The organism is Pseudomonas sp. M2(2023) (assembly GCF_030263955.1).
Taxonomy (GTDB): domain Bacteria; phylum Pseudomonadota; class Gammaproteobacteria; order Pseudomonadales; family Pseudomonadaceae; genus Aquipseudomonas; species Aquipseudomonas asiatica.
Genome location: NZ_CP127114.1, coordinates 3,968,174 through 3,993,822 on the forward strand (window position 1 = coordinate 3,968,174; position 25,649 = coordinate 3,993,822).

Sequence of the window (25,649 nt, forward strand, 5' to 3'; positions counted from 1 at the left end):
CGCATCGAATACAACCTGTTCGAGGCATTTACGGTGGCACAACGTCAACGCAGCCAGGCTGACGCCGACTTCCTGATCACGCGGGACAGTGAAGTGACCAAGGCCGCATGGCGCCGCTATTTCTACCTGACCATGAACCTCGCCGCACCGTTTCTGCTGGTGGTCCCCGGACTGCTACCGCTGGCTGCTGTGGCGGGGGTCGCCCAATTTACAGTGGGCTTGGACCAGGCGCTGCACGCCAAGGATCCGGACCAACAGCTCGAAGGCGCCGAGCAAGCCGTGTTCGGTCTGCTGAACGCAGCCCCGGGGCTGGCGCGCGGGGTCAAGGCGACCAAGGCGCTGTTCGGCCGACGCCCTATTGGCTTCATCAAACCGGTGAGGCTCAACGGCCGCACAGGCTACCCGCTGAGCCCGGTTTCGCCGCCGCGCTGGCCTGGGCCTGCGATGACACCCTATTTCCAGGACTTGGCAGTAGCGGGTGACCAAGTGGCCACCACCTTGCCCGGCGCGGACTCACACGTTGCCCGCTGCGTAACGCGGCGCAAGGCATTCGGCACAGGTGACGAACTGATCGGCGATGCGGGGAATGGCCCACACCCGCTGTACTACGACGCCCGACAGGACAGTTTCGTGCTCAAGTACCCCAACGGCACACGCGGCGCCCAGCACTATGTGGCCAGCGCCGATCCGCTGCAGTCCTCGATCAGCCGACTGCTGCCCGATACGGACCCGTTGCGGGAAATCAGCCCGACATCGCGCTCGCGCACGCTGCGGGCACTGGGTATCGATCTGCAGCTGCCCGTCGACCTCGATGCACTGGGGACTGCACCAGGCATACCCGTCCCCAGACAGGTATTACACATCTGGCTGGGTGACAGGATGATCGCCGGTGATTACCTGGCTGCGCTCGACAACAACGTGCAGGCACTGCGCAACAGCGATTTCACGCTCAAACTCTACCTGTCCAACGCCAACCCTCAGGCATTCGAACGTAACATGACCCTGCTGCAGCCCCGCATCGACAGGGGATTGAAGGTTGCAGTACTGGAGCAGCAGACTTTCTATCATCAATTCGCGGCAAGTGAATACTTCGACCAGTACCAGGCTGCGCTGGAAGGGAATGGCGGTGTGGCGAGCAACTTCTCCTCGGCCTCGGACATCTTGCGCTACCGCGTCCTGCACAGCGAAGGCGGCATCTACCTGGATATTGACGACCATCTGCTGGTCGAGCCGGACGCAACCGGGCAGCTGCGGGCAAAGATCGACAGCGTACCGCTCACCACGCCCCTCGACGGGCTGCTGTTGAGGAGCCCGGTGTGCAATGCGCAATTGGGCATGTATACAAGCTACAACACCAGCATGATTGGTAGCCGCGCTGGTAATCCGGTGCTGAACGCCATTTCCGACGAGATCCTGGCGCGCTACCTCACCCCGGAGGGCCAGGCGTTCTACAAAGTCCCCAAACCTCCGCGACAGAATGCGGCGGCATTCCAGGCCTATACCGAAAGACTCAACAGACTAACCGGGCCCGCGGTGCTCAACCATGTGATCGACCAACGTCTACCTGAGCTCTACACCTTCAGGCAGGTGGCGGACCTGGCAAACATGCACACCCTGAACTACGACGCGCTGCTGGATGAAGCAGCACAACGGCGTGCAGAGCTGCGGTTGCTACCCCTGGAAGAGGTCGCAATGGCCGGAAACGCTCAGGGTTACTGACGGCCGGACGGGCTTGCGCGGCCGCTGTGCCTGGGGCCGCACAAGACTCATGGCAATCAGTTGCTGCGATGCAGCTTGCTCATCAGCTCTGCCTCGGCCTGGGTCAGGCCGCAGCTTTCGGTCAGCTCGGCCACGCTGGCGCCCATACCCACCAGCTTGGCCGCCTGGGTGAAGGTGACGTTGTGCGGGTCGCGCTGTTCCAGTTGCTGGATCTTGTCGGGCAGCGGCGCAACCGCCACGCGCAAGTCATGCAGCGCCTCGCCCATGCGCACGGTACCGTTCTGGTAATCATCCAGGCGCTTGGCCAGGTCCTTGATGCGCTGGTCACGCAGCGCGTCACCCGCTGCCTGCTGCGCAGCCAGCTCGCGCTGGCGCTTGCTGTAGTTGAGGAAAAACCACAGGCTCAGCGCCCAGACCAGCGCCAGGAAGATGACAGCAACCTCGAGGATCAACTCAGATGTTCTCCAGCTCGGACCACTCTTCCTCGGTCATCATCTTGTCCAGCTCGACCAGGATCAGCAGTTCGCCGTTCTTGTTGCACACGCCCTGGATGAACTTGGCCGACTCTTCGTTACCCACGTTCGGCGCGGTCTCGATCTCGGACTGGCGCAGGTAGACCACCTCGGCCACGCTGTCGACCAGGATACCGACCACTTGCTTGTCGGCCTCGATGATGACGATACGGGTGTTGTCGGTGACTTCAGTCGGCATAAGGCCAAAGCGCTGGCGGGTGTCGATCACGGTCACCACGTTGCCGCGCAGGTTGATGATGCCCAGCACGTAGCTTGGTGCACCCGGCACCGGGGCGATCTCGGTGTAGCGCAACACTTCCTGCACCTGCATCACGTTGATGCCGTAGGACTCATTGTCCAGACGGAAGGTAACCCATTGCAGGATCGGATCTTCGGAACCTTGTGCAGACGACTTTTTCATTCCCCTACCCTCAAAATCCGCCATAGGCGGTGTGTTCGGTGTCATTTCTGTTTGGCGTGCATCTGCTTGACCGCACCACTGGCGATCAGCTCGGCCAGTGCAGCGACGTCGAGCAGCGCACACATGTGTTCAATAACCGTGCCGGCCAGCCACGGGCGCTGGCCACGCTGGCTGCGCCACTTGATCTCGGACGGGTCCAGGCGCAGCGAGCGGCTGACCTGGTGTACGGCCAGCCCCCATTCGTAGCCCTGCACGGAAATCACGTACTGCAGGCCCTGGCGAAAATCATCGCGGTAGCGATCGGGCATCACCCAGCGCGCGGTGTCCAGCACCTTCAGGTTGCCGGCCTGGCAGGTCAGGATGCCGAGAAACCAATCCGGCTGGCCGAATAGTGGTGTCAGTTCCTGGCCGGCCAGGGTGTAGATCGAGCCCAGGCACACCAGCGGCACCGCCAGGGTCAGGCCCGCCACGTCGAACAGCAGGCATTCGAACGGCTCGGCGGCCCAGACCGGGCGGCCATCGACCGTGGCCGGGGGCACGGGTACCTGCGGCGCCGGCAGGTGTACGTCCACCAGCGGCACGGCCGCCTCCACGGTCTGCTCCTCGACCAGCACCGGGATGCTGGCCTCGGCCACCACCTCGCGCTCGACCACCGTCACTACCGGTGCCTCCACCGGCATCACCTGTGGCAGCACCGCCAGCCTGGGCTCGGCGAACGGCCGTGGTGCGGGGCTGACGGTTGCTTCGGCTGACGCCGGCCTGGCTTGCTGCAAGGCATCACGCACCTGCTCTTCGCGCACCGCTTCGGCGAACTCGTCCGCCGCCGCTGGCGCCTCGAACAGGTCTTCGGCTTCGGTGGCTTCCTGCAGCAGGCCGTCGAGGTACGACTGTAGGGCCATCTGTGGCCGCGTACTGGTTTGCCGGGGCTGGGTCATCAGGCCACCTGCGCCGTAGTCTTGTAGGTCAGCAGGTGCTTGAGCAGCGCCCTGTAGGCAACCAGACCGCGGCTCTTGCTATCGAATTGCGAGGGCGTGACGCCCTTGCGGCTGGCATCGCGCAGGCGCGTATCCACCGGGATATAGCCCTGCCACACATGCTGGCCGTAGGTGTCACGCAGCAGCTTGAGCGTGGCCAGCGAGGCCTGGGTGCGGCGGTCGAACAAGGTCGGCACGATCTGGTACGGCAGCGCCTGCTTGCGCGAGCGGTTGACCATGGCCAGGGTCCCGACCATGCGCTCCAGGCCCTTTACCGCGAGAAATTCGGTTTGCACCGGAATCACCAGCTGCTGGCTGGCTGCCAGGGCATTGACCATCAGCACACCGAGCAAGGGTGGGCTGTCGATCAGGGCATAGTCGAAATCCTGCCACAGCTGCGCCAGACTCTTGGCGATAACCAGGCCCAGGCCGTTCTGCCCCGGTGACTGGCGCTCCAGCACCGCCAGCGCGGTACTCGACGGCAACAGCGAGATGCGTTCGTCACTGGTAGGCAGCAGCAGTTGCCCGGGCAGGCCCTCGGGCACCGTGCCCTTGTGCAGGAACAGGTCGTAGCAGCTGTGCTCCAGGGCATCGGGGTTGTGCCCGAAATAGCTGGTCATCGAGCCGTGCGGGTCGAGGTCGACGACGACCACGCGCTTGCCGGCCTCGGCCAGCAGGCCGGCCAGGGCGATGGTAGTGGTGGTCTTGCCGACGCCACCTTTTTGATTGGCTACTGCCCAGACTCTCATCAAGCAAACTCTATCTATTGATTTGGCAGGGACACTGCTGGGGCAACTGTCTTGCTCAACATCGGAAAGCTGGCGCGATCAGTGTAGGAGCGGGTTTACCCGCGAACACCGGCGCAGCCGGTGCCATGCACCGTGTCACCTTCTTCGCGGGTGAACCCGCTCCCACAGAGGACCGCTACATTCAACTACTTGGCAGCGTCGGGGAATTGACGAATCACTGCCCCGCCACCGTTGCTGGCGTTGCCGGTGCACTTTGTGTGCCAGCCCGGCGCAATGCAGCATCCGGCGTGGCATTGGCACTGCCCGAGCCAGTCAGGCTGCGGCGCACTTCGAGGTTGCGCGAAATCACCAGCACCACGCGGCGATTGCGCGCACGGCCTTCGGCAGTGTCGTTGCTGGCAACCGGCTGGTACTCGCCATAGCCGACCGAGGCCATGCGTGCCGGGTTGACCCCTTCCATGGCCAGCAGGCGCACGATGCTTGCCGCCCGAGCCGAAGACAACTCCCAGTTGGTCGGGTACTGCGCAGTGCGGATCGGCAAGTTATCGGTAAAGCCTTCGACGTGAACCGGGTTGGCGAACGGCTTGAGAATGCCGGCCACTTTCTCGATGATCGCAAATGCCTTGTCGCTGGGCATGGCATCGCCGCTGCCGAACAGCAACGAGGAATTGAGCTCGATCTCGATCCACAGTTCATTGCCGCGCACAGTCATCTGGTCGCTCTTGATCAGGTCGCCAAAGGCATCGCGCACGTCATCGCTGATGGTTTTCAGCGGGTCAATACTGGTCGCCCCAAGGCCCGCATCGGTCTGCTCGCTGTCCTTCACCAACGGCTCGGCCGGGCGCACGCTCAGCGGCCGCTCTTCACCGATGGGGATCGGCTTCATGCTGCGCTCGGGGTCGTTGAACACCCCGAGCAAGGCCTGGGAAATGACCTTGTACTTGCCCTCGTTGATCGAGGAAATCGAGTACATCACCACGAAAAAGGCGAACAGCAGAGTAATGAAGTCGGCGTACGACACCAGCCAGCGTTCGTGGTTTTCGTGCTCCTCGGTATGACGACGGCGACGCATGGGTTACTCCATGAAGCCTTGCAGCTTCAGCTCGATCGAGCGCGGGTTCTCACCCTCGGCAATCGACAGCAGGCCCTCGAGCAGCATCTCGCGGTAGCGCGACTGGCGCATGACGATGGCCTTGAGCTTGCTGGCGATCGGCAGCAGCACCAGGTTGGCGCTGGCCACGCCGTAGATGGTCGCGACAAAGGCCACGGCAATGCCGTTGCCCAACTGCGACGGGTCGGCCAGGTTGCCCATCACGTGAATCAGGCCCATCACCGCACCGATGATGCCGATTGTCGGCGCGTAGCCGCCCATGCTCTCGAACACCTTCGCGGCCTGGATATCACGGCTTTCCTGGGTCAGGAAGTCGACTTCGAGGATGCTGCGGATGGCCTCCGGCTCGGCACCATCCACCAGCAGCTGCAGGCCCTTGCGCGCATAAGGGTCAGGCTCGCTGTCAGCCACCCCTTCCAGGCCCAGCAGGCCTTCCTTGCGCGCGGTCAGGCTCCAGTTGACGACGCGGTCGATCCCGCCCGCCAGGTCGACCCGTGGCGGAAACAGGATCCAGCGCAGAATCTGCAAGGCACGCTTGAACGACGACAGCGGCGACTGCAGCAAGGCCGCCGCCAGGGTGCCGCCCAGCACGATCAGTGCCGCCGGGCCATTGATCAGGGCGCCGACATGGCCGCCTTCGAGGAAGTTGCCACCGACGATGGCGACAAACGCGAGGATCAGGCCGATCAGGCTGAGCACGTCCATCAGACGCACGCCTCCACCAGGTGCTTGCCGATTTCGTCCAGGCTGTACACCGCGTCGGCCAGGTTGGCCTTGACGATGGCCATGGGCATGCCATAGATCACGCAGCTGGCTTCATCCTGGGCCCAGACCGTGCTGCCGCCCTGCTTGAGCAGGCGCGCCCCTTCACGACCATCGGCACCCATGCCGGTAAGCACCACCGACAGCACCTTGTCGCCATACGACTTGGCCGCCGAGCCGAAGGTGATGTCCACGCACGGTTTGTAGTTCAGACGCTCGTCACCGGGCAGGATTTTCACCGCGCCACGGCCGTCGATCATCATCTGCTTGCCACCTGGGGCCAGCAGGGCCAGCCCCGGGCGCAGCATGTCGCCGTCCTCGGCTTCCTTGACGCTGATGCGGCACAGCTTGTCCAGGCGCTCGGCAAAGGCCTTGGTGAACGCCGCCGGCATGTGCTGGATCAGTACGATCGGCGCCGGGAAGTTGGCCGGCAGCTGGGTCAGCACCCGCTGCAGGGCGACCGGGCCGCCCGTGGAGGTACCGATGGCCACCAGTTTGTATGGCTTGCGCTTGGGTGCCGGCGAATGCGCTGGCGCCGCTGCCGGGGCCGCTGCACGGGCAGGCGCAGGCGTGCGCGCCGCTGCCGGGCTGGCGAAACTGCTGGCAGCTGCGTGACCGCTGCCTGCTGGCGCGGGTACGGGTGCGGCAACCGGCGCATGGCTGGCGTAGCTGCCAAAACGGCGGTTGCTGCGGGAAATGGTATGCACCTTCTCGCACAGCAGTTGCTTGACCTTGTCGGGGTTGCGCGAGATGTCCTCGAAGTTCTTCGGCAGGTAATCCACCGCACCGGCATCCAGCGCATCGAGGGTGACACGGGCGCCTTCATGGGTCAGCGACGAGAACATCAACACCGGCGTCGGGCAGCGCTGCATGATGTGCCGCACCGCGGTGATGCCGTCCATCATGGGCATTTCGTAGTCCATGGTGATGACATCGGGCTTCAGCGCCAGCGCCTGGTCGATTGCTTCCTTGCCGTTGGTCGCGGTACCCACTACCTGGATCGTCGGATCCGCCGAGAGGATTTCCGAGACGCGGCGGCGGAAGAAACCGGAATCATCCACCACCAGGACCTTGACTGCCATAAACACTCCATTAGGCGGCGCAACCCGCCAGGGTGCGCCACCGAAATCAAATACGCCGCGCGGCGTAACGCTTGAGCATGCTCGGGACGTCGAGAATCAACGCGATGCGACCGTCGCCGGTGATGGTGGCCCCGGACATGCCCGGGGTGCCCTGCAGCATCTTGCCCAGCGGCTTGATTACCACTTCTTCCTGGCCAACCAGTTGATCGACGACAAAGCCGATGCGCTGGGTGCCGACCGACAGGATCACCACGTGGCCCTCGTGCTGCTCTTCGTGCACCTGGCCCTGGACCAGCCAGCGCTTGAGGTAGAACAGCGGCAGCGCCTTGTCGCGTACGATCACCACTTCCTGGCCGTCGACCACGTTGGTGCGCGACAGGTCGAGGTGGAAAATCTCGTTGACGTTGACCAGCGGGAAGGCAAACGCCTGGTTGCCCAGCATCACCATCAGGGTGGGCATGATCGCCAGGGTCAGCGGCACTTTGATGACGATCTTCGAGCCTTGGCCCTTGGCCGAGAAGATGTTGATCGAGCCGTTGAGCTGGGAGATCTTGGTCTTCACCACGTCCATGCCCACACCACGACCGGACACGTCGGAAATCTCGGTCTTGGTCGAGAAGCCCGGGGCGAAGATCAGGTTGTAGCAGTCCGACTCGCTCAGGCGCTCGGCGGCATCCTTGTCCATCAGGCCCTTTTCCACGGCCTTGGCGCGCAGGATGTTAGGGTCCATGCCCTTGCCGTCGTCGGAGATCGACAGCAGGATGTGGTCGCCTTCCTGCTCGGCCGACAGCACCACGCGGCCGGTACGCGCCTTGCCGGAGGCTTCACGCTCCTCGGGCATCTCCACGCCATGGTCGACGGCATTGCGCACCAGGTGCACCAACGGGTCGGCCAGGGCCTCGACCAGGTTCTTGTCGAGGTCGGTCTCTTCGCCGACCAGCTCCAGGTTGATTTCTTTCTTGAGCTGGCGGGCCAGGTCACGCACCAGGCGCGGGAAGCGGCCGAAGACTTTCTTGATCGGCTGCATGCGGGTTTTCATCACCGCGGTCTGCAGGTCGGCGGTGACCACGTCGAGGTTGGACACGGCCTTGGACATGGCCTCGTCACCGCTGTTAAGGCCCAGGCGCACCAGACGGTTACGCACCAGCACCAGTTCGCCGACCATGTTCATGATCTCGTCCAGGCGCGCGGTATCGACCCGCACAGTGGTTTCCGCTTCGCTGGCGCCATGCTTGTCGGCGGCCGGGGCAGGGGCGCGGGGTGCTGCAGCAGGTTTGCTGGCAGGCGCAGGAGCCGGGGCAGCAGCTGCTGCTGGCTTGGCCACGGGCTGGCTGTCGGCCTTGGCCGCTGCCGGCGCTTGCACCTTGGTTGCAGCCGGGGCTTCGACGGCGGCCACGTCGCCGCCAAACTTGCCTTTGCCGTGCAACTGGTCCAGCAGCGCCTCGAACTCGTGCTCGCTGATTTCATCGCTGGCTGCACTGGTGTCAGTTGCAGCAGGCGCCGGCGCCTTGGCAGCGGGCAAGGCATCGGCCTGGAAGGTACCCTTGCCATGCAACTGGTCCAGCAGTGATTCGAATTCGGCGTCGGTAATTTCGTCGCTGGCCACTTCCGGCGCGCTGGCAACCGGCTGCGCGGCAACCTCGGCGCTGAACTGGCCTTTGCCGTGCAACTGGTCGAGCAGCGACTCGAACTCGGCGTCGGTGATTTCGTCACCTTCACCGCTCACGGTCTCGCCCTGCATCTGCTCGTCGGCCGCAGCTTGCGCCTTGACCGCATCGAGCGAATCGAGCAGCTGTTCGAACTCGCTGTCGGTGATGTCCTGCTCCTCGGCAGGCGCTTCGGCAACCGGTGCCGGTGCTGCGGCGGCAGGCGCTTCAACGGCCACGGCGCCCCCCGGCTCGGCCAGGCGCGACAGCGCCGCCAAAAGCTCGGGGGTAGCCGGGGTCACTTCGGTGCGCTCGCGCACCTGGCCAAACATGCTGTTGACCGTATCCAGTGCCTCGAGCACCACATCCATCAGTTCCGCGTCGACCCGGCGCTCACCTTTGCGCAGGACATCGAACACGTTCTCGGCGATATGGCAGCACTCCACCAGCTCGTTCAGCTGAAGGAAGCCGGCGCCCCCTTTTACAGTGTGGAAACCGCGAAAGATCGCATTGAGCAGGTCGGCATCGTCGGGCCGGCTTTCCAGCTCGACCAGTTGCTCGGACAGTTGCTCAAGAATTTCGCCGGCTTCTACCAGGAAATCCTGGAGGATTTCTTCATCGGCGCCGAAGCTCATCAAACGTGCTCCTTAAAAACCCAGGCTGGACAGCAGATCATCGACATCGTCCTGACCGGACACAACGTCTTCACGCTTATCGGCATGAATCTGCGGACCTTCACCCCGAGTCGGATGTTTTTCTCGATCTTTTTCTGCGCGCAGCTGATCGTGGTCATGCTGGATGCCCGCGAAGCGGTCGACCTGGCTGGCCATCAGCACCAGTTTGAGCAGGTTGCTTTCCACCTCGGTGACCAGGGTGGTGACGCGCTTGATCACCTGGCCGGTCAGGTCCTGATAGTCCTGGGCCAGCAGAATGTCGTTGAGGTGCCCGGCGACCTTGCGGTTGCCCTCGGCGCTGTGCGTCAGGAAACTGTCGATGCGTTTGACCAGGTCACGGAACTCCGGCGCAGCCACTTCACGGCGCATGAAACGCTGCCAGTCGGCGCTCAGTGCATGTGCCTCGCTGGCCAAATCGTTGAGCACCGGGGTGCTTTCCTCGACCAGGTCCATGGTGCGGTTGGCCGCGCCCTCGGTAAGCCTGACCACGTAAGACAGGCGCTCGGTGGCGTCGGTAATCTGCGACACCTCCTCGGCCTGCGGCATGGTCGGGTCGATCTGGAAACTGACGATGGCACTGTGCAGCTCGCGGGTCAGCTTGCCGACTTCCTGGTACAGGCCGCGGTCGCGGGTCTGGTTCAGCTCATGAATCAGCTGCACCGCCTCGCCGAAACGGCCCCGCTCCAGGCTTTCGACCAGCTCCTGGGCATGCTTCTTCAGGGTCGATTCGAACTCGCCCAAAGACGTTTGTGATGAATCCATGGCGCGCCCCCTGACGTGACTCAGCCGTTGACGCGTTCGAAGATCTTCTCGATCTTTTCTTTGAGCACCTGGGCGGTGAACGGCTTGACCACGTAACCATTGACGCCGGCCTGGGCCGCTTCGATGATCTGGTCGCGCTTGGCTTCGGCGGTCACCATCAGTACCGGCATGCTCTTCAGCTTGTCGCTGGCACGCACTTTACGCAGCAGGTCGATGCCGGACATGCCAGGCATGTTCCAGTCGGTCACCAGGAAGTCGTAGTGGCCGTTCTCCAGCATCGGCAGCGCCGTGGTGCCGTCATCGGCTTCTTCGGTGTTGGTGAAGCCCAGGTCACGCAACAGGTTCTTGATGATCCGCCGCATCGTCGAAAAGTCGTCAACGATGAGGATTTTCATGTCTTTGTTCAAGTAGACCTCCAAGCAGTCTCAAACGCGCTCGGCCCCGAGCGCGCATTCACAATTCGGTACAACGTAGAAAACGACTGCAACGACAGCGGGCTCAACGCGCCCGCCATTCCCCCAGGCGGCTGCGCAGGCGCGCGGCACACTGGCTGTGCAACTGGCTGACCCGCGACTCGCTGACCCCCAGCACCTCACCGATTTCCTTGAGGTTCAGCTCTTCGTCGTAGTACAGCGCCAGCACCAGGCGCTCACGCTCCGGCAGGTTGGCGATGGCCTCGGTCAGGGCGACCTGGAAGCGCTCGTCCTCCAGGCCACGCGCAGGTTCTACCTGGCCACTGGCACCATCCTCATGCAGCCCTTCGTGCTCGCCGTCCTGCAACAGGTCGTCGAAGCTGAACAGGCGGCTGCCCAAGGTATCGTTCAAGATCCCGTAGTAATCATCGAGACTCAATTGGAGTTCGGCAGCAACTTCATGATCTTTAGCGTCACGTCCGGTTCTGGCTTCAACCGCACGCATCGCGTCGCTGACCATGCGGGTGTTGCGGTGCACCGAACGCGGTGCCCAGTCGCCCTTGCGCACTTCATCGAGCATGGCCCCGCGAATGCGGATGCCGGCGTAGGTTTCAAAGCTGGCGCCCTTGCTGGCGTCGTATTTGTTGGCTACTTCCAGCAGGCCGATCATGCCGGCCTGGATCAGGTCCTCGACCTGCACGTTGGCCGGCAACCGCGCCAGCAGGTGGTAGGCAATGCGCTTGACCAGCGGGGCGTAGCGTTCGATCAGCTCGTACTGGGCGTCTTTCGACGCTCGGCTGTACATCTTGAAACCGCTGGCGTTCATAGCACTGGACCCGCGCTGGTGGGTTGCACCAGACGCTCGACAAAGAACTCCAGATGGCCACGCGGGTTGGCCGGCAGCGGCCAGCTGTCGACCTTCTGGGCTATCGCCTTGAAGGCCAGCGCGCACTTGGACCGTGGGAAAGCTTCGTACACGGCACGCTGCTTCTGCACCGCCTTGCGCACGCACTCGTCATACGGCACAGCACCCACATACTGCAGGGCAACGTCGAGGAAACGGTCGGTGACCTTGGTCAGCTTGGCGAACAGGTTACGGCCTTCCTGCGGGCTCTGCGCCATGTTGGCCAGCACGCGGAAACGGTTCATGCCGTAGTCGCGGTTGAGCAGCTTGATCAGGGCGTAGGCGTCGGTGATCGAGGTGGGTTCGTCGCATACCACCAGCAGCACCTCCTGTGCCGCGCGGACGAAGCTGACCACCGAATCACCGATACCCGCCGCGGTGTCGATCACCAGCACGTCGAGGTTGTCGCCAATTTCGCTGAACGCCTGGATCAGCCCGGCATGCTGGGCCGGGGCCAGGTGCACCATGCTCTGCGTGCCCGAGGCAGCCGGTACGATGCGCACACCACCGGGGCCCTGCAACATCACGTCGCGCAATTCGCAGCGCCCTTCGATGACATCGGCCAGGGTCCGCTTGGGGGTAAGGCCCAGCAGCACGTCGACATTGGCCAGGCCCAGGTCGGCGTCGAGCAGCATGACCCTGCGGCCAAGCTCGGCCAGCGCCAGGGACAGGTTCACTGAAACGTTAGTCTTGCCGACGCCACCTTTGCCACCGGTCACGGCGATCACCTGTACGGGATGCATGCTACCCATGTCTGTTCTTTACCTTGTCTCGCTGGGACTCAGGCCACACGTAGGGCAATTCTGCGTACCCTTTGGCATAGCTACCTTGCACACACTTCATCATCAACCCGCTCGCCGTGGGTTGTGATAGAGATCAGCGAACATGTCGGCCATGGCCTCTTCGCTGGGCTCGTCCTGCTGCTGCACATTGACCGCGCGGGTGACCAACTGGTGCCCCCGAGGCAGGTGCAGGTCGTCAGGAATGCGCGGCCCATCGGTCAGGTAGGCCACTGGCAGTTCATGACTGATGGCAAGGCTCAGCACATCGCCAAGGCTCGCCGTTTCATCGAGTTTGGTCAGGATGCAACCAGCCAGGCCGCAGCGCTTGTAGCTGTGGTAGGCAGCAGTCAGCACCTGCTTCTGGCTGGTGGTGGCCAGCACCAGGTAGTTCTTCGCGGCAATGCCACGCCCGGCCAGGGTTTCAAGTTGCATGCGCAGGGCCGGGTCACTGGCCTGCAGGCCAGCGGTATCGATCAGCACCACGCGCTTGCGCAGCAGCGGCTCCAGCGCCGCGGCCAGCGACTGGCCCGGGTCGACGTAGGTCACAGGCACGTTAAGGATGCGGCCCAGGGTCTTGAGCTGCTCCTGGGCGCCGATGCGGAAGCTGTCCATGCTCACCAGCGCCAGGTTCTGCGCGCCGTACTTGAGCACGTAGCGGGCGGCCAGCTTGGCCAGGGTGGTGGTCTTGCCCATGCCGGCCGGGCCGACCATGGCGATCACCCCACCCTCTTCGATCGGCTCGACCTCGGGGATTTCGATCATCCGCGCCAGATGCGCCAGCAACATGCGCCAGGCCTGACGTGGCTCGTCGATCTCGGCGATCAGGTCCAGCAGCTCACGGGCGATCGGCCCGGACAGACCGATGCGCTGCAGCCGGCGCCAGACGGTGGCCTGCTGCGGCTTGCTGCCTTGCAGCTGGTTCCAGGCCAGCGAGCCGAGCTGCACTTCCAGCAGCTCGCGCAGGCCCGAAAGCTCGGAGCGCATGGCATCGAACAGGCGCGGATCGACCGGCGCCGACGCAGGGGCTGGCGCAGCGGCCTCGGGCGCATCGATGTGCGGTTCGACCAACGGCTCGGCGGCGGTCAGCGACTGCCCGGCGAACAATTGGCGGTTGTTGTCGCTGCTGTCCTGACGATGATCCAGTTCGGCCTGGGCAGTGGCGATGCGCGTATGGGTCTTGCGCAGCTCTTCTTCCAGTTCGGCGTTGGGCACACGCGGGGCCAGGGCAGACAGCTTGTAGTCCAGCGCGGCCGTCAGTTCGACACCGCCGGCGATGCGACGGTTGCCGATGATGGCGGCATCGGCGCCCAGCTCATCACGGACCAGCTTCATGGCCTGACGCATATCGGCGGCGAAAAATCGCTTAACTTGCATTATCCCCTACCTCAGCCGTTAGGGCCCACGGTGGCAACGATGGTGACTTGCTTGTTGTCCGGTATTTCCTGATACGCCAGAACATGCAAATTCGGTACAGCCAGACGACCGAAACGCGACAGCATGGCGCGGATCGGGCCGGCGACCAGGAGGATGGCCGGTTGGCCCTGCATTTCCTGGCGCTGGGCCGCCTCGATCAACGAACGCTGCAGCTTCTCGGCCATGCTCGGTTCCAGAAGAACACCGTCTTCCTGACCTTGCCCGGCCCTTTGCAGACTATTGAGCAAAATCTGTTCCAACCTTGGCTCCAGGGTAATCACTGGCAGCTCCGACTCAACGCCGACAATGCTTTGCACGATGGCGCGACACAATCCGACGCGCACCGCCGCCACCAGCGCGGCGGTATCTTGACTCTTGCCGGCGTTGTTAGCGATCGCCTCGGCGATACTGCGGATATCGCGTACGGGCACCTGTTCCGACAACAGCGCCTGCAGCACCTTGAGCAGGCCCGACAACGAAATGACACCCGGCACCAGCTCTTCTGCAAGTTTAGGCGATGCCTTGGCCAACACCTGCAGCAGTTGCTGGACCTCTTCATGGCCGATCAGTTCGTGGCAGTGCTTCTGCAGAATCTGGTTCAGGTGCGTAGCCACCACGGTACTGGCATCGACCACGGTGTAGCCCAGCGACTGCGCCTGGGAACGCTGGCCGACATCAATCCACACGGCCTCCAGGCCGAACGCCGGATCGCGTGCGGCAATGCCGTTGAGAGTACCGAACACCTGCCCCGGGTTGATTGCCAGTTCGCGATCCGGGTAGATCTCGGCTTCGGCCAGGATCACCCCCATCAGGGTCAGGCGATAGGCGCTGGGCTGCAGGTCAAGGTTGTCGCGGATGTGCACGGTGGGCATGAGGAAGCCCAGGTCCTGCGACAGCTTCTTGCGCACGCCCTTGATTCGCGCCAGCAATTGGCCACCCTGGTTGCGATCGACCAGCGGGATCAGCCGGTAGCCGACCTCCAGGCCAATCATGTCGATCGGCGTGACGTCATCCCAGCCCAGCTCCTTGGTTTCCAGCGCGCGTTGTGGCGATGGCAGCAGGTCCTGCTGGCGCTGCGCTTCCTGCAGCGCCTGCGCCTTGGCCTTCTGCTGCTTCTTCCACACCAGGTACGCGCCACCACCAGCCAGCAGGCCAAGGCTGAGGAAGGCCACGTGCGGCATGCCCGGCACCAGGCCCATGACGATCATCAGCGCGCCGGACACCGCCAGGGCCTTGGGCGAATCGAACATCTGCCGGTTGATCAGCTTGCCCATGTCCTCGGAGCCCGAGGCGCGGGTAACCATGATCGCGGCAGCGGTCGACAGCAGCAGTGATGGCAATTGCGCCACCAAACCGTCACCGATAGTCAGCAAGGCGTACACCTTGCCGGCATCGCCAAAGCTCATGCCGTGCTGCAGCATGCCGATCAGCATGCCGCCGATCAGGTTGATGAACAGGATCAGCAAACCGGCGATGGCGTCACCGCGAACGAACTTGCTGGCACCGTCCATCGAACCGTAGAACTCGGCCTCCTGCGCCACTTCGGCACGACGGTGCTTGGCCTGGGCCTGGTCGATCAGGCCGGCGTTGAGATCGGCGTCGATGGCCATCTGCTTGCCGGGCATGGCGTCGAGGGTGAAACGCGCGCTCACCTCCGAGATACGCCCGGCACCCTTGGTCACCACCACGAAGTTGATGATCATGAGGATGGCGAACACCACGGCACCGACCACGTAGTTACCGCCGATCACCACCTCGCCGAAGGCCTGGATCACCTTGCCGGCGGCGCCATGGCCCTCCTGGCCATGCAGCATCACCACCCGGGTGGAAGCCACGTTCAGGGCCAGGCGCAACAGCGTGGCCACCAGCAGGATGGTAGGGAACGCAGCGAAGTCGAGTGGGCGCAGGGCGTAGACGCAGACCAGCAGGACCACGATCGACAGGGCGATGTTGAAAGTGAAGAACACATCGAGCAGGAACGGCGGTATCGGCAACATCATCATTGCCAACATCACCAGCAGCAACAGCGGTACACCCAGGTTGCCCCGACCGAGCCCGGCCAGGTTGTTACGGGCGTTGCTGATTAACTGAGTGCGATCCACCGCGAGTCCTCTTGATGCAAAACTTTGACGCACAGGGGGCGCCTGGCGCTGGCTTTGCAAGAAGCTTTCCAACTTTGCTCGATGGGGGATTTATGTTGCCTGTTCCGGCCTCTTCGCGGGTGAACCCGCTCCCACAGGGACCGCAGCAGAGGACCTGTGGGAGCGGGTTCACCCGCGAAAGGGCCAGAAGCCCTGACACAAGGTCAACTGTCGCGGCGCAGGTCCGGCGGAATCGGCAGGTCGTCCTTAAGCGGCTCTGGCCGCTTGCCCTTGCCAGCCCGGTACTGGCGGATCTGGAACACGTAGGCCAGCACCTGCGCCACCGCCAGGTAAAGCCCGGCAGGGATTTCCTGTTCGAGCTCGGTGGAGTAGTAGATCGCCCGCGCCAATGCCGGTGATTCGAGGATCTGGACCTTGTGCTCCACACCGATCTCGCGAATCTTCAAGGCAATGAAATCCGTCCCCTTGGCAAGCAGCAACGGCGCTGCCCCACCTTTTTCCGGGTCGTACTGCAAGGCCACCGCATAATGCGTCGGGTTGGTGATGATCACGTCGGCCTGCGGCACAGCCGCCATCATGCGCCGCTGCGATACCTCGCGCTGCAGCTGGCGAATACGCTGCTTGACCTCAGGCTTGCCTTCGCTGTCCTTGTACTCGTCGCGCACTTCCTGCTTGGTCATCTTCATTTTCTTGTGGGTCTGCCACAGCTGGAACGGCACGTCAGCCGCCGCGATCAGCAGCAGCCCGGCCGACATCCACAACGCACTCCAGCCCACTACCTGCAAGCTGTGGATGATCGCCTGCTCCAGCGGCTCGTTGGCGATCGACAGCAAGGCCTGGCGATCGCTGACCAGCACCACCACCGCCACCACCAGGATCACGAAGAACTTGGCCAGCGCCTTGAGCAGCTCGGTCAGGGCGTGCATCGAGAACATGCGTTTGATACCCGACAGCGGGTTCATGCGGCTGAACTTGGGCTGCAGCAGGCTGCCGGAGAACAGGAAACCGCTCAGTGCGATGGGTGCCACGAAGGAGATCACGAAGAGCAGGATCAGCACCGGCTGCGTCGCCCAAATCGCCATCTTGCCCGAGGCCAACAGGAAGGCGCTCATAGCCCGCTCGTCGACGATGATGTCGCGGGTCAGGCTGAAGTTCATGCGCATCATCTCCAGCAGCGTCTCGGCCAGGTGGCCGCCGAAGGCCAGCAGGCCACCGGCGCCGGCCAGGGTCACCGCCACCGTGTTCAGCTCCTTGGAGCGCGCGATCTCGCCTTTCTCGCGAGCATCGCGCTTGCGCTTTTCGGTGGGGTCTTCTGTCTTGTCCTGACCGCTCTCGCTTTCCGCCATGCTCAGCGCGCCCTCGCCAGTTCACGCAGCCATTGCAGCGCTTCGCTGGCCAATGCCTGGTAGTGGGACAGCACATCGGCCAGGCCGACCCAGAAAATGAACATGCCCATGACCAGGGTCAGCGGGAAACCGATGGAGAAAATGTTCAGTTGCGGCGCGGCGCGGGTCATCACACCAAAGGCAATGTTCACGACCAACAGCGCGGCGATCACCGGCAGAATCAGCAGCAGGCCTGCGGCAAATACCCAGCCCAGGCGCCCGGCCAGCTCCCAGAAATGATTGACTACCAGTGCGTTGCCCACCGGCAAGGTGGTGAAGCTTTCGGTCAGCACCTCGAACACCACCAGGTGGCCATTCATCAGCAGGAACAACACACTTACCAGCATGGTCATGAACTGGCTGATCACCGTGACGTTGACCCCGTTGGCTGGGTCGACCATCGAAGCGAAGGCCATACCCATCTGCACCGCGACGATCTGCCCGGCAATCACGAACACCTGGAACAGCAACTGCAAAGCCAGGCCGAACAGCGCGCCGACAATGATCTGCTCGGCACACAGCAGCAAACCGCGCAGGCTCAGCGGGTCGAACTCAGGCAGGGGGGGCAGTGCCGGGACGATTACCACCGTAATAGCCACCGCCACGTACAGGCGCACCCGCGCCGGCAGCATGCGGGTGCCGAGGATGGGCATGGTCATCAGCACCGCCGTCACCCGGAACAACGGCAGGATGAAGGTCGCGACCCAGGTGCCGATCTGCGTGTCGGTCAGCTCCAGCATCGGCGCGTCAACCGATCAGCTGCGGGATGTTGGTGTAGAGACTGGTGATGTACTCCATGAACTTCTGCACCAGCCACGGCCCGGCGATGATCAACGTCACCAGCATCACCAACAGGCGCGGCAGGAAACTCAGGGTCTGTTCGTTGATCTGCGTGGCGGCCTGGAACATCGCCACCACCAGGCCCACCAGCAGGCTCGGCACCACCAGCACGGCAACCATCAGCGTGGTAAGCCATAACGCATCACGGAACAGGTCGACAGCGACTTCAGGTGTCATCGGCGGCTCTCCTTGACGGCGTCAGACGCCGCCGAAACTACTGGCCAGGGTACCCATGATCAGCGCCCAGCCATCGACCAGCACGAACAGCATGATCTTGAACGGCAGCGAGATGATCAGCGGCGACAGCATCATCATACCCATGGCCATCAGCACGCTGGCCACCACCATGTCGATGATCAGGAACGGGATGAAAATCATGAAACCGATCTGGAACGCGGTCTTCAGCTCGGAGGTGACGAACGCCGGCACCAGGATCGTCAGCGGCACCTGGTCCGGGCCGGCGATGTCTGTACGCTTGGACAGGCGCATGAACAGGTCGAGGTCGCTTTGCCGGGTTTGTGCCAGCATGAAGTCCTTGAGCGGCCCCTGGGCCTTGTCGATGGCCTGCTGGGCGGTCATCTGCTCCTTCAGGTACGGCTGCAGGGCGTCCTGGTTCACCCGGTCGAACACCGGCGCCATGATGAACATGGTCAGGAACAGCGCCATGCCGGTCAGCAACTGGTTCGACGGCGTCTGCTGCAGGCCCAAGGCCTGACGCAGGATCGAGAACACGATGATGATGCGGGTGAAGCTGGTCATCAGGATGACGAACGCCGGGATGAAGCTGAGCGCAGTCATGATCAGCAGGATCTGCAGGCTGACCGAATATTCCTGCTGCCCGTCCGGGGTATTGGACAGGGTAATGGCCGGGATCGACAGCGGGTCGGCACCCAGGGCCAGCGGCGCAGCCAGCAGCAGCGCCAGAGTCAACAACACACGCAGCGCGCCACTCATCACTTCTTGTCCTTAGGGTCCTTGCCCATCAGCTCCATCAGCCGCTGGGCAAACTCCGGCGTCGCCTGGCGGGCGTTTTCCGGCACTTCCACGGGCTCGGCCAGCACATGCAGGGCCTCGATGCTGCCAGGGGTATGGCCGATCAGGATCTGCTTCTTGCCCACCTGCACCAGCAGCAGGCGGTCACGCGGGCCGATGGCCCGGCTGCCGACGATCTCGATCACCTGCCCGCCCTTCACCGCCGTGCTTTGCAGACGCCGCAGCAACCAGGCCAGGAAGAAGATCAGGCCGACCACCAGCAGCAGGCCGAAAACCATCTGCGCCAGCTGCCCACCGAGGCTGCCAGGTGCGGTTGCCGGTGTGGCCGCCGGTGTGGCCGCGGCCAGGCAAGCCTGGCTGGCGAGCAGCGCGGCAGCCGCCGCGATGGCGCGCATCGTGCCCTTCACTCAGCGCAGCTTCTTGATACGTTCGCTGGGGCTGATCACGTCGGTCAGGCGGATGCCGAACTTCTCGTTGACCACCACTACCTCGCCATGGGCGATCAGCGTGCCGTTGACCAGCACGTCGAGCGGTTCGCCGGCCAGGCGGTCGAGCTCGATCACCGAGCCCTGGTTGAGCTGCAGCAGGTTGCGGATGTTGATCTCGGTGCTGCCCACTTCCATGGAAATGTTCACCGGGATATCCAGGATCACGTCCAGGTTCGGGCCTTCGAGGCTGACGTTTTCGTTCGGCTTCGGCGAGCTGGCGAACTCCTCCATCGGCAGGCGTCCCGGCCCGCTGGTGCTGCTGCCGGTGTCACCACCCAGCAGTGCATCAATGTCGGCCTGGCCGGCTGCACCGGTTTCTTCCAGTGCCGCAGCCCACTCATCGGCCAGCGCCTGGTCCTCTGCGGAGGTAATCTCGTTTTCGTTAGCCATGGTTTCCTCGACAGGCATTCAATTCGTTATGTGCGATCGGCACGCCGTCAGCGGCGTTCAATCGGGTCGATGATCTGCAGCGCCAGGTTGCCCTTGTGCGAACCCAGGCGCGCCTTGAACGACGGCACGCCGTTGGCACGCAGCACCAGGTGCTCGGGCAGCTCCACCGGGATCACGTCGCCAGGCTGCATGTGCAGAATGTCGCGCAGCTTCAACTGGCGACGGGCTACGGTGGCGGTCAGCGGCACGGCAACATCCAGCACGTCTTCGCGCAGGGCCTTGACCCAGCGCTCGTCCTGGTCGTCCAGGTCGGACTGGAAACCGGCGTCGAGCATTTCCCGCACCGGCTCGATCATCGAGTACGGCATGGTCACATGCAGGTCGCCGCCACCGCCGTCCAGTTCGATGTGGAAAGTGGACACCACCACCGCCTCGCTGGGGCCGACAATGTTGGCCATGGCCGGGTTGACCTCGGAGTTCATGTACTCGAAGGTGACCGGCATGATTGCCTGCCAGGCTTCCTTGAGGTCGACGAAGCACTGGTCCAGCACCATGCGCACCACGCGCAACTCGGTGGGGGTGAACTCGCGGCCTTCGATCTTGGCATGGCGGCCATCGCCGCCGAAGAAGTTGTCCACCAGCTTGAACACCAGCTTGGCATCGAGGATGAACAGCGAAGTGCCGCGCAGCGGCTTGATCTTGACCAGGTTGAGGCTGGTCGGCACGTACAGCGAGTGCACGTATTCGCCAAACTTCATCACCTGCACGCCACCCACCGCCACGTCGGCGGAGCGGCGCAGCAGGTTGAACATGCTGATACGGGTGTAGCGGGCGAAGCGCTCGTTGATCATTTCCAGGGTCGGCATGCGACCCCGCACGATACGGTCCTGACTGGTCAGGTCGTAGCTTTTGATGCTGCCAGGCTCGGATGCACTCTCGGTCTGCACCAGCCCGTCGTCGACGCCATGCAACAGGGCATCGATTTCATCCTGGGACAGCAGGTCCTGTACGGCCATTGCGGACTCCTACTGCAATACGAAATTGGTGAACAGCAACTGGTCGACGACCGGCTTGCCGACTTCCTTCTGCGCCACTTCCTGGACCACTGCGGTGGCCTTCTGACGCAGCATTTCCTGCCCCACCGGGCTGCCGGCCAGGGTGTCGAAGCCTTGCCCGGAGAACATCATCACCAGGTTGTTGCGGATCACCGGCATGTGCACCTTGAGCGCATCCAGGTCGGCCTGGTTGCGCGCTTGCAGGGTGATGCTCACCTGCATGTAGCGCTGGCGACCGTTCTGGTTGAAGTTGACCACGAAGGCCGGGGTCAGTGCTTCGTAGATAGCCGCTGGCTTGACGTTGCTGGCTGCAGGATCGGCGGCCGGGGCCGGCTCGCTCTTGTGCATGATGAACCAGGTAGCGCCCACCGACAGGCCGATCGCCAGCAACAGGCCCACTACTGCCAGCAGGATCAGCTTGAGTTTGCCTTTAGTGGCGGGGTCTTTGACTGCTTCGCTCTTCGCCATGCCAATAATCCGTCGTCCATCGGGGGTTCAAGGGAGGATGGCTTGGCTTGAGCAAGTGTTATGCCAGATTTTGCAGAAGGGAGATTTCAGCAGGGACAACCGTGCTGGCTTCTTCGCGGGTGAACCCGCTCCCACAGGACCTCCACAGGCTTCGAACCCTGCGCTGTACTTGTGGGAGCGGGTTTACCCGCGAAGAGGCCAGTACAGGCAATCGGGATCTACGCGTAATAATCGACCGCACTGTCGCCAACAACCACCTGCTGCTCCACAGGCCGGGCGCTATCGACTGCCTCTACCCCGCCCTGCTCGGCCCGGCGCGCCGCCACCCCGGACAGGTTGCTGCCCTGCGCCTGACCCTGCTGCTGTTGCTGCTGCCCGCGCGACTGGTCGGCCACGTTGACATCCGGCTGTGCCAGCCCCTGCTGGGCGAACAGCTCGCGCAGGCGGTGTACCTGGCTGTCGAGGGCGTCACGCACCCCGGCGTGGCCGCTGATGAAGGTGACCTGGGTCGACTGGTCCGTCGCAACATTGACGCGAATATCCAGGCGGCCCAGTTCAGCCGGCTCCAGCTGGATATCCGCCGACTTCAGGTTCTGGCTGGACAGGTACATGACCCGGTTGACCAGGCCCTCGGCCCAGGCGTTCTGGTTCATCGGCAGCGGTTGGTGCAACGGGCTGGCGTTGGCAGGCACGGCATTGGCGGTCTTGGCCGTGGCGGCCTGGGTCAGGTTGGCCAGGCGGTTGGCGAAATCGTCGATGCGCGTATCGCTGCCAGCGCCCTTGGTGTCCTTCAGGCCATCTTCGAGCAAGGCAGCAAAGGCCTTGTCGCCGGGCTCGCCCGCTTCACCTTCGGCATTCTCGACCAGATTCGCCAAGGTATTGACGGCCATCTGCCCCTCCTCGCCCTGAGCCTGCGAAGCGTCCAGGGCATGCGCCGAAGTCGCCCCTTTGGCCTGGGCGCTTTGCTCCAGCGCCAGACGCAAGGTCGGTAAGTTGGCCAGAGGGTCGGCGTCAGGATCGAAGGTTTCCTCGGCGGCAGACTCCTCGGGCAGCACGGCCGTGACCTGCGCCGTGGCGGCCTGCAACACCGGCGCCACCGCCTCGGCCTGCGCCTGGATCAGTTGAGCGCCAGGCTGGGCGTCGGTTACCTGGCCGGCCACCAGGCTGGCATCGCGCAAGCCGGTGTCAGCCTTGGCCTGGTCGTCGGCTGGCAATTGTTTGCCGTCATCGGCAACTGCGGGTTTGTCGGCAGCGGCTTTCTTGCCGCCCTGCGCCGCCTCTGGCTTGGCCTGGGCGACCTTGTCGTCCTGCCCTGCGGCCTTGTCGCGGCCCTGCCTGGCCATCACCTGGCCGAAGCCGTCGCCCTTGTCGCCCGGCGCCTGCAGCGGCTTGTCGGCCTGTGCGGAGGCCGAACGCGAGGTATTGGCAACGGCGTTACCTTGCAGCAATGGGTTGGGTGCGACAGGCATCGAGCGGTCTCCGCGCCAGAAACAAAAAAATCATCCAGCCAGAGACAGGCAAGACTCGCGCCAAGTCGTGTATCAACCCGCCGAAATGCGTTGTTGCTCACCTCGGTAGAAGCGCTGTACCTCGAGGAACTCCAGGTCGATGCGGTTGATCAGGTCCTCGATGCCATACAGCGGAGGCCGCCGCGCGCGCTCCTCCAGTTGCTGGCACAGGCTGGCCAGTGCAACCGCGCCCATATTGCTGCTACTGCCCTTGAAACTATGGGCCGCAGAACCGAGCTCTTCAGCATTTTTGGCCGCATGCAACTGGCCCAGGCGCCGCTCGGAGTCGTCAAGAAAGGTTTGCACCAACTGCAGGTAGCCATCTTCCATGACCTCACGCAGGTCGCTGAGTACCTTGTGGTCAATATGCATGTCAGTCACTTGTTCACTCCTTGATCAAGCCAGATTATGCCCGAGCCAACCCGTGGCTCACCAGACGAACTCCACATGCGCGCAACGCCCGCCTTCACTCCAGCACGCGCTGCTGGCCAGCCGCCGAACCAGATTCAGGCCACGCCCGCTCAGCCCCTGCTCCAGCGTGGGCCGCGACAGCACGCCCTGCACATCGAACCCGGCACCACTGTCACGGACCTCGATCATCAGACGCCCGCCGTCGGCATGCGGTTCAACCTTGAAATCGATGCGCACGTAACCGTCGGTCAACACCCCGAGGCGCCGGGCGCGCTCTTGATAATAGTCTGCAAAGCCTTGGCCATCGCGCTTGAGCTGCGAATCCAGGCCCAGCACGCCATGCTCCAGCGCGTTTGAATAAAGCTCGCTGAGCACACTGTGCAGGTTGCCGGTGCGCGCACGCAGGCCGTGAATCTCCTGCAACAACTGCACCAGGTACGGCACCGGGTTGAAGCGTTTGAGGCTCTCGCCACGCACCTCGAACCCCAGCGACCAGTCCAGCGGGCTGGAGCGGCCGCTATCAGAGTAGATCATCGGCGCCGGCACCCGCTCCTCGGCACAGAACATACGAATGTCGCACAGGCTGATGTCATCGCGCGGGCGCCCGCCAAAGCGCTCCAGGGCCTGCATCACTTCGTCGAACAGCCGCGCCGGGTCACGGTTGTCGGCCAGCACCCTGCGCAGGCGCTGCACGCCGAACAGGCGCTCCTGGTCGTCGGCCGTGTCGAGCACGCCGTCCGAAAGCAGCAGCAGGCGCTCACCCGGCGCCAGCGGCAGCACTTCGGTACTGTCATCGAAACGCTCGGCGTCCAGGATGCCCAGCGGAAGGTGTCGCGAACCCAGCGCCGACAGCACCTGGCCATCCACTGCCAGGCGATAGCCATCAGGCATACCGCCGTTCCACACCTCCACCGAACCGCGCTGCATGCTGAGGTTGAGCAGCAGCGCACAACAGAACATGTCCACCGGCAAGATGCGCTTGAGCTTGGCGTTCATCTCGCGCAGGACCTGCGCCATGCCGTAGCCCTTGGCAGTCATGCCGTAGAACACTTCGGCCAGCGGCATCGCCCCTACCGCCGCCGGCAGGCCGTGGCCGGTAAAGTCGCCGAGCAGCACACGCATGTCGCCGGACGGGGTGAACGCGGCCAGCATCAGGTCGCCATTGAACAGCGCATAGGGCGATTGCAGGTAGCGGATGTTAGGCGCGGCAAGGCAGCCGGAGTGGGCCACCTTGTCGAACACCGCCTTGGCCACCCGCTGCTCGTTGAGCAGGTGGTGGTGGTGCCGGGCAATCTGGTCACGCTGCTCCAGCACGGTGGCCTGCAGCCGGCGCAGTCGGTCCATGGCGCGGATCTTGGCACCAAGGATCACCGCACTGTAGGGCTTGGCCATGAAGTCGTCGCCCCCTGCCTCCAGGCAGCGCACCAGGCCTTCCTCCTCGTTCAATGAAGTCAGGAAAATGATCGGCACCAGCGCTTCGCCGGCCAGGGCCTTGATCTGTCGCGCCGCCTCGAAGCCATCCATCACCGGCATCAGCGCATCCAGCAGCACCAGTTGCGGGCGCCGCTCGACGAACAACGCCACCGCCTGCTCGCCGTTTTCCGCGGTAAATACTTGATGACCCTGACGGCGCACGATCTGCGCCAGCAGCAGGCGGTCGGCGGCACCGTCTTCGGCCACCAGCACGGTCAACGCCTGTTCGGCCGGCATGTCGGCGCTCAACTGATATCGAAGAGTTTTTCGAAATTGGAGATGGCGAGTATCTTGCGCACGTCGGAGCTGGCATGCACCACTCGCACATCCGACTCATCGCCGCCTGCATGGTCACGCAGCAACAGCAGCATGCCGAGCGCGGAACTGTCGAGGTAGGTGGTGTCCTTCAGGTCGACGACCACCGAATCTGGCCGGCTGGGCTGGCGTTCGTAGGCGTCGCGAAATTCCTGGTGCTTGCCGAAATCGAAGCGCCCCTTGATCTTTATCGTCAGCTTTTTCCCGTCCTGCGAAAAATCAGTCTCGACTGCCATGCTAGCGATTCCTTCGATGATGGCGGATGCAACTCCATAAAGGTTTAGCAGGCGATGGCGG

At 63.5% G+C, this 25,649-nt stretch carries 27 protein-coding genes; 1 reads left to right on the forward strand and 26 read right to left on the reverse strand.

Features of this window, described 5'->3' with window-relative positions; all coding sequences use genetic code 11:
• The first annotated feature begins 33 nt into the window (after window positions 1-33).
• Window positions 34-1,719 carry a glycosyltransferase gene (locus QN085_RS18290; protein ID WP_285687710.1) on the forward strand — a complete coding sequence of 562 codons (1,686 nt, stop codon included), beginning with the start codon at window positions 34-36 and terminating at the stop codon, window positions 1,717-1,719.
• A gap of 56 nt (window positions 1,720-1,775) precedes the next feature.
• Here QN085_RS18290 and QN085_RS18295 read toward each other — a convergent pair whose 3' ends face one another.
• The 26 genes from QN085_RS18295 to QN085_RS18420 form a co-directional block, all read right to left on the reverse strand.
• Entirely contained in the window at window positions 1,776-2,171 is a 396-nt protein-coding gene (locus QN085_RS18295) for a DUF2802 domain-containing protein (protein ID WP_023663283.1), read from the reverse strand.
• Between the two features lies 1 nt (window position 2,172).
• Window positions 2,173-2,652: a chemotaxis protein CheW gene (locus QN085_RS18300; RefSeq protein WP_003254393.1), complete on the reverse strand. Its 480-nt coding sequence runs from the start codon at window positions 2,650-2,652 to the stop codon at window positions 2,173-2,175.
• A 41-nt stretch (window positions 2,653-2,693) separates the two neighbouring features.
• A complete protein-coding gene (locus QN085_RS18305) occupies window positions 2,694-3,587 on the reverse strand; it encodes a CheW domain-containing protein (RefSeq protein WP_196184029.1) in 894 nt (297 codons plus the stop codon).
• Entirely contained in the window at window positions 3,587-4,375 is a 789-nt protein-coding gene (locus QN085_RS18310) for a ParA family protein (RefSeq protein ID WP_024087454.1), read from the reverse strand. The genes QN085_RS18305 and QN085_RS18310 overlap by 1 nt, the downstream gene beginning before the upstream one ends.
• A 214-nt stretch (window positions 4,376-4,589) precedes the next feature.
• A complete protein-coding gene (gene motD, locus QN085_RS18315) occupies window positions 4,590-5,447 on the reverse strand; it encodes a flagellar motor protein MotD (RefSeq protein WP_013973579.1) in 858 nt (285 codons plus the stop codon).
• A gap of 3 nt (window positions 5,448-5,450) precedes the next feature.
• Window positions 5,451-6,191, reverse strand: a complete 741-nt coding sequence (locus QN085_RS18320) for a flagellar motor protein (protein ID WP_013973580.1) — start codon at window positions 6,189-6,191, stop codon at window positions 5,451-5,453.
• Window positions 6,191-7,330: a protein-glutamate methylesterase/protein-glutamine glutaminase gene (locus QN085_RS18325; RefSeq protein WP_013973581.1), complete on the reverse strand. Its 1,140-nt coding sequence runs from the start codon at window positions 7,328-7,330 to the stop codon at window positions 6,191-6,193. The genes QN085_RS18320 and QN085_RS18325 overlap by 1 nt, the downstream gene beginning before the upstream one ends.
• 46 nt (window positions 7,331-7,376) lie before the next feature.
• Window positions 7,377-9,611: a chemotaxis protein CheA gene (locus tag QN085_RS18330; RefSeq protein WP_013973582.1), complete on the reverse strand. Its 2,235-nt coding sequence runs from the start codon at window positions 9,609-9,611 to the stop codon at window positions 7,377-7,379.
• Window positions 9,612-9,623: 12 nt separating this feature from the next.
• Entirely contained in the window at window positions 9,624-10,412 is a 789-nt protein-coding gene (locus QN085_RS18335) for a protein phosphatase CheZ (protein ID WP_023663318.1), read from the reverse strand.
• 20 nt (window positions 10,413-10,432) lie between these two features.
• Window positions 10,433-10,807: a chemotaxis response regulator CheY gene (locus QN085_RS18340; RefSeq protein ID WP_023663319.1), complete on the reverse strand. Its 375-nt coding sequence runs from the start codon at window positions 10,805-10,807 to the stop codon at window positions 10,433-10,435.
• Between the two features lie 103 nt (window positions 10,808-10,910).
• On the reverse strand, window positions 10,911-11,651 hold the full coding sequence (fliA, locus tag QN085_RS18345; protein WP_013973585.1) for an RNA polymerase sigma factor FliA: 741 nt from the start codon (window positions 11,649-11,651) through the stop codon (window positions 10,911-10,913).
• Window positions 11,648-12,481, reverse strand: a complete 834-nt coding sequence (gene fleN / locus QN085_RS18350; protein WP_003254408.1) for a flagellar synthesis regulator FleN — start codon at window positions 12,479-12,481, stop codon at window positions 11,648-11,650. The genes fliA and fleN overlap by 4 nt, the downstream gene beginning before the upstream one ends.
• Before the next feature lie 93 nt (window positions 12,482-12,574).
• Window positions 12,575-13,885 (reverse strand): flagellar biosynthesis GTPase FlhF, encoded by a 1,311-nt coding sequence (flhF, locus tag QN085_RS18355; protein WP_196184031.1) that lies wholly within the window; start codon window positions 13,883-13,885, stop codon window positions 12,575-12,577.
• A gap of 11 nt (window positions 13,886-13,896) precedes the next feature.
• The gene (gene flhA, locus QN085_RS18360; RefSeq protein ID WP_013973588.1) at window positions 13,897-16,026 is read right to left on the reverse strand and encodes a flagellar biosynthesis protein FlhA; all 2,130 of its coding nucleotides are present in this window, start codon (window positions 16,024-16,026) and stop codon (window positions 13,897-13,899) included.
• A 203-nt stretch (window positions 16,027-16,229) separates the two neighbouring features.
• A complete protein-coding gene (flhB, locus tag QN085_RS18365; RefSeq protein WP_013973589.1) occupies window positions 16,230-17,372 on the reverse strand; it encodes a flagellar biosynthesis protein FlhB in 1,143 nt (380 codons plus the stop codon).
• 2 nt (window positions 17,373-17,374) lie between these two features.
• Window positions 17,375-18,151 carry a flagellar biosynthetic protein FliR gene (gene fliR, locus QN085_RS18370; RefSeq protein WP_013973590.1) on the reverse strand — a complete coding sequence of 259 codons (777 nt, stop codon included), beginning with the start codon at window positions 18,149-18,151 and terminating at the stop codon, window positions 17,375-17,377.
• Window positions 18,152-18,158: 7 nt separating this feature from the next.
• Window positions 18,159-18,428, reverse strand: a complete 270-nt coding sequence (gene fliQ, locus QN085_RS18375) for a flagellar biosynthesis protein FliQ (protein ID WP_013973591.1) — start codon at window positions 18,426-18,428, stop codon at window positions 18,159-18,161.
• A gap of 21 nt (window positions 18,429-18,449) precedes the next feature.
• Window positions 18,450-19,205 (reverse strand): flagellar type III secretion system pore protein FliP, encoded by a 756-nt coding sequence (gene fliP, locus QN085_RS18380; protein ID WP_038410037.1) that lies wholly within the window; start codon window positions 19,203-19,205, stop codon window positions 18,450-18,452.
• A complete protein-coding gene (fliO, locus tag QN085_RS18385) occupies window positions 19,205-19,639 on the reverse strand; it encodes a flagellar biosynthetic protein FliO (protein WP_196184032.1) in 435 nt (144 codons plus the stop codon). The genes fliP and fliO overlap by 1 nt, the downstream gene beginning before the upstream one ends.
• 12 nt (window positions 19,640-19,651) lie before the next feature.
• Window positions 19,652-20,122: a flagellar motor switch protein FliN gene (gene fliN, locus QN085_RS18390; RefSeq protein ID WP_024087456.1), complete on the reverse strand. Its 471-nt coding sequence runs from the start codon at window positions 20,120-20,122 to the stop codon at window positions 19,652-19,654.
• Between the two features lie 47 nt (window positions 20,123-20,169).
• Window positions 20,170-21,138 carry a flagellar motor switch protein FliM gene (fliM, locus tag QN085_RS18395; RefSeq protein ID WP_013973595.1) on the reverse strand — a complete coding sequence of 323 codons (969 nt, stop codon included), beginning with the start codon at window positions 21,136-21,138 and terminating at the stop codon, window positions 20,170-20,172.
• Window positions 21,139-21,147: 9 nt separating this feature from the next.
• Window positions 21,148-21,645, reverse strand: a complete 498-nt coding sequence (gene fliL / locus QN085_RS18400; RefSeq protein ID WP_013973596.1) for a flagellar basal body-associated protein FliL — start codon at window positions 21,643-21,645, stop codon at window positions 21,148-21,150.
• A 218-nt stretch (window positions 21,646-21,863) separates the two neighbouring features.
• Complete coding sequence (locus tag QN085_RS18405) at window positions 21,864-23,114, reverse strand: flagellar hook-length control protein FliK (protein WP_196184033.1); 1,251 nt, start codon at window positions 23,112-23,114, stop codon at window positions 21,864-21,866.
• Between the two features lie 72 nt (window positions 23,115-23,186).
• Window positions 23,187-23,534 (reverse strand): Hpt domain-containing protein, encoded by a 348-nt coding sequence (locus tag QN085_RS18410; RefSeq protein WP_023661012.1) that lies wholly within the window; start codon window positions 23,532-23,534, stop codon window positions 23,187-23,189.
• 48 nt (window positions 23,535-23,582) lie between these two features.
• Window positions 23,583-25,274, reverse strand: coding sequence for a fused response regulator/phosphatase (locus tag QN085_RS18415; protein WP_031324413.1), 1,692 nt, complete (start codon window positions 25,272-25,274; stop codon window positions 23,583-23,585).
• 8 nt (window positions 25,275-25,282) lie between these two features.
• Window positions 25,283-25,588 carry an STAS domain-containing protein gene (locus tag QN085_RS18420; protein WP_013973600.1) on the reverse strand — a complete coding sequence of 102 codons (306 nt, stop codon included), beginning with the start codon at window positions 25,586-25,588 and terminating at the stop codon, window positions 25,283-25,285.
• Window positions 25,589-25,649 lie beyond the last annotated feature (61 nt).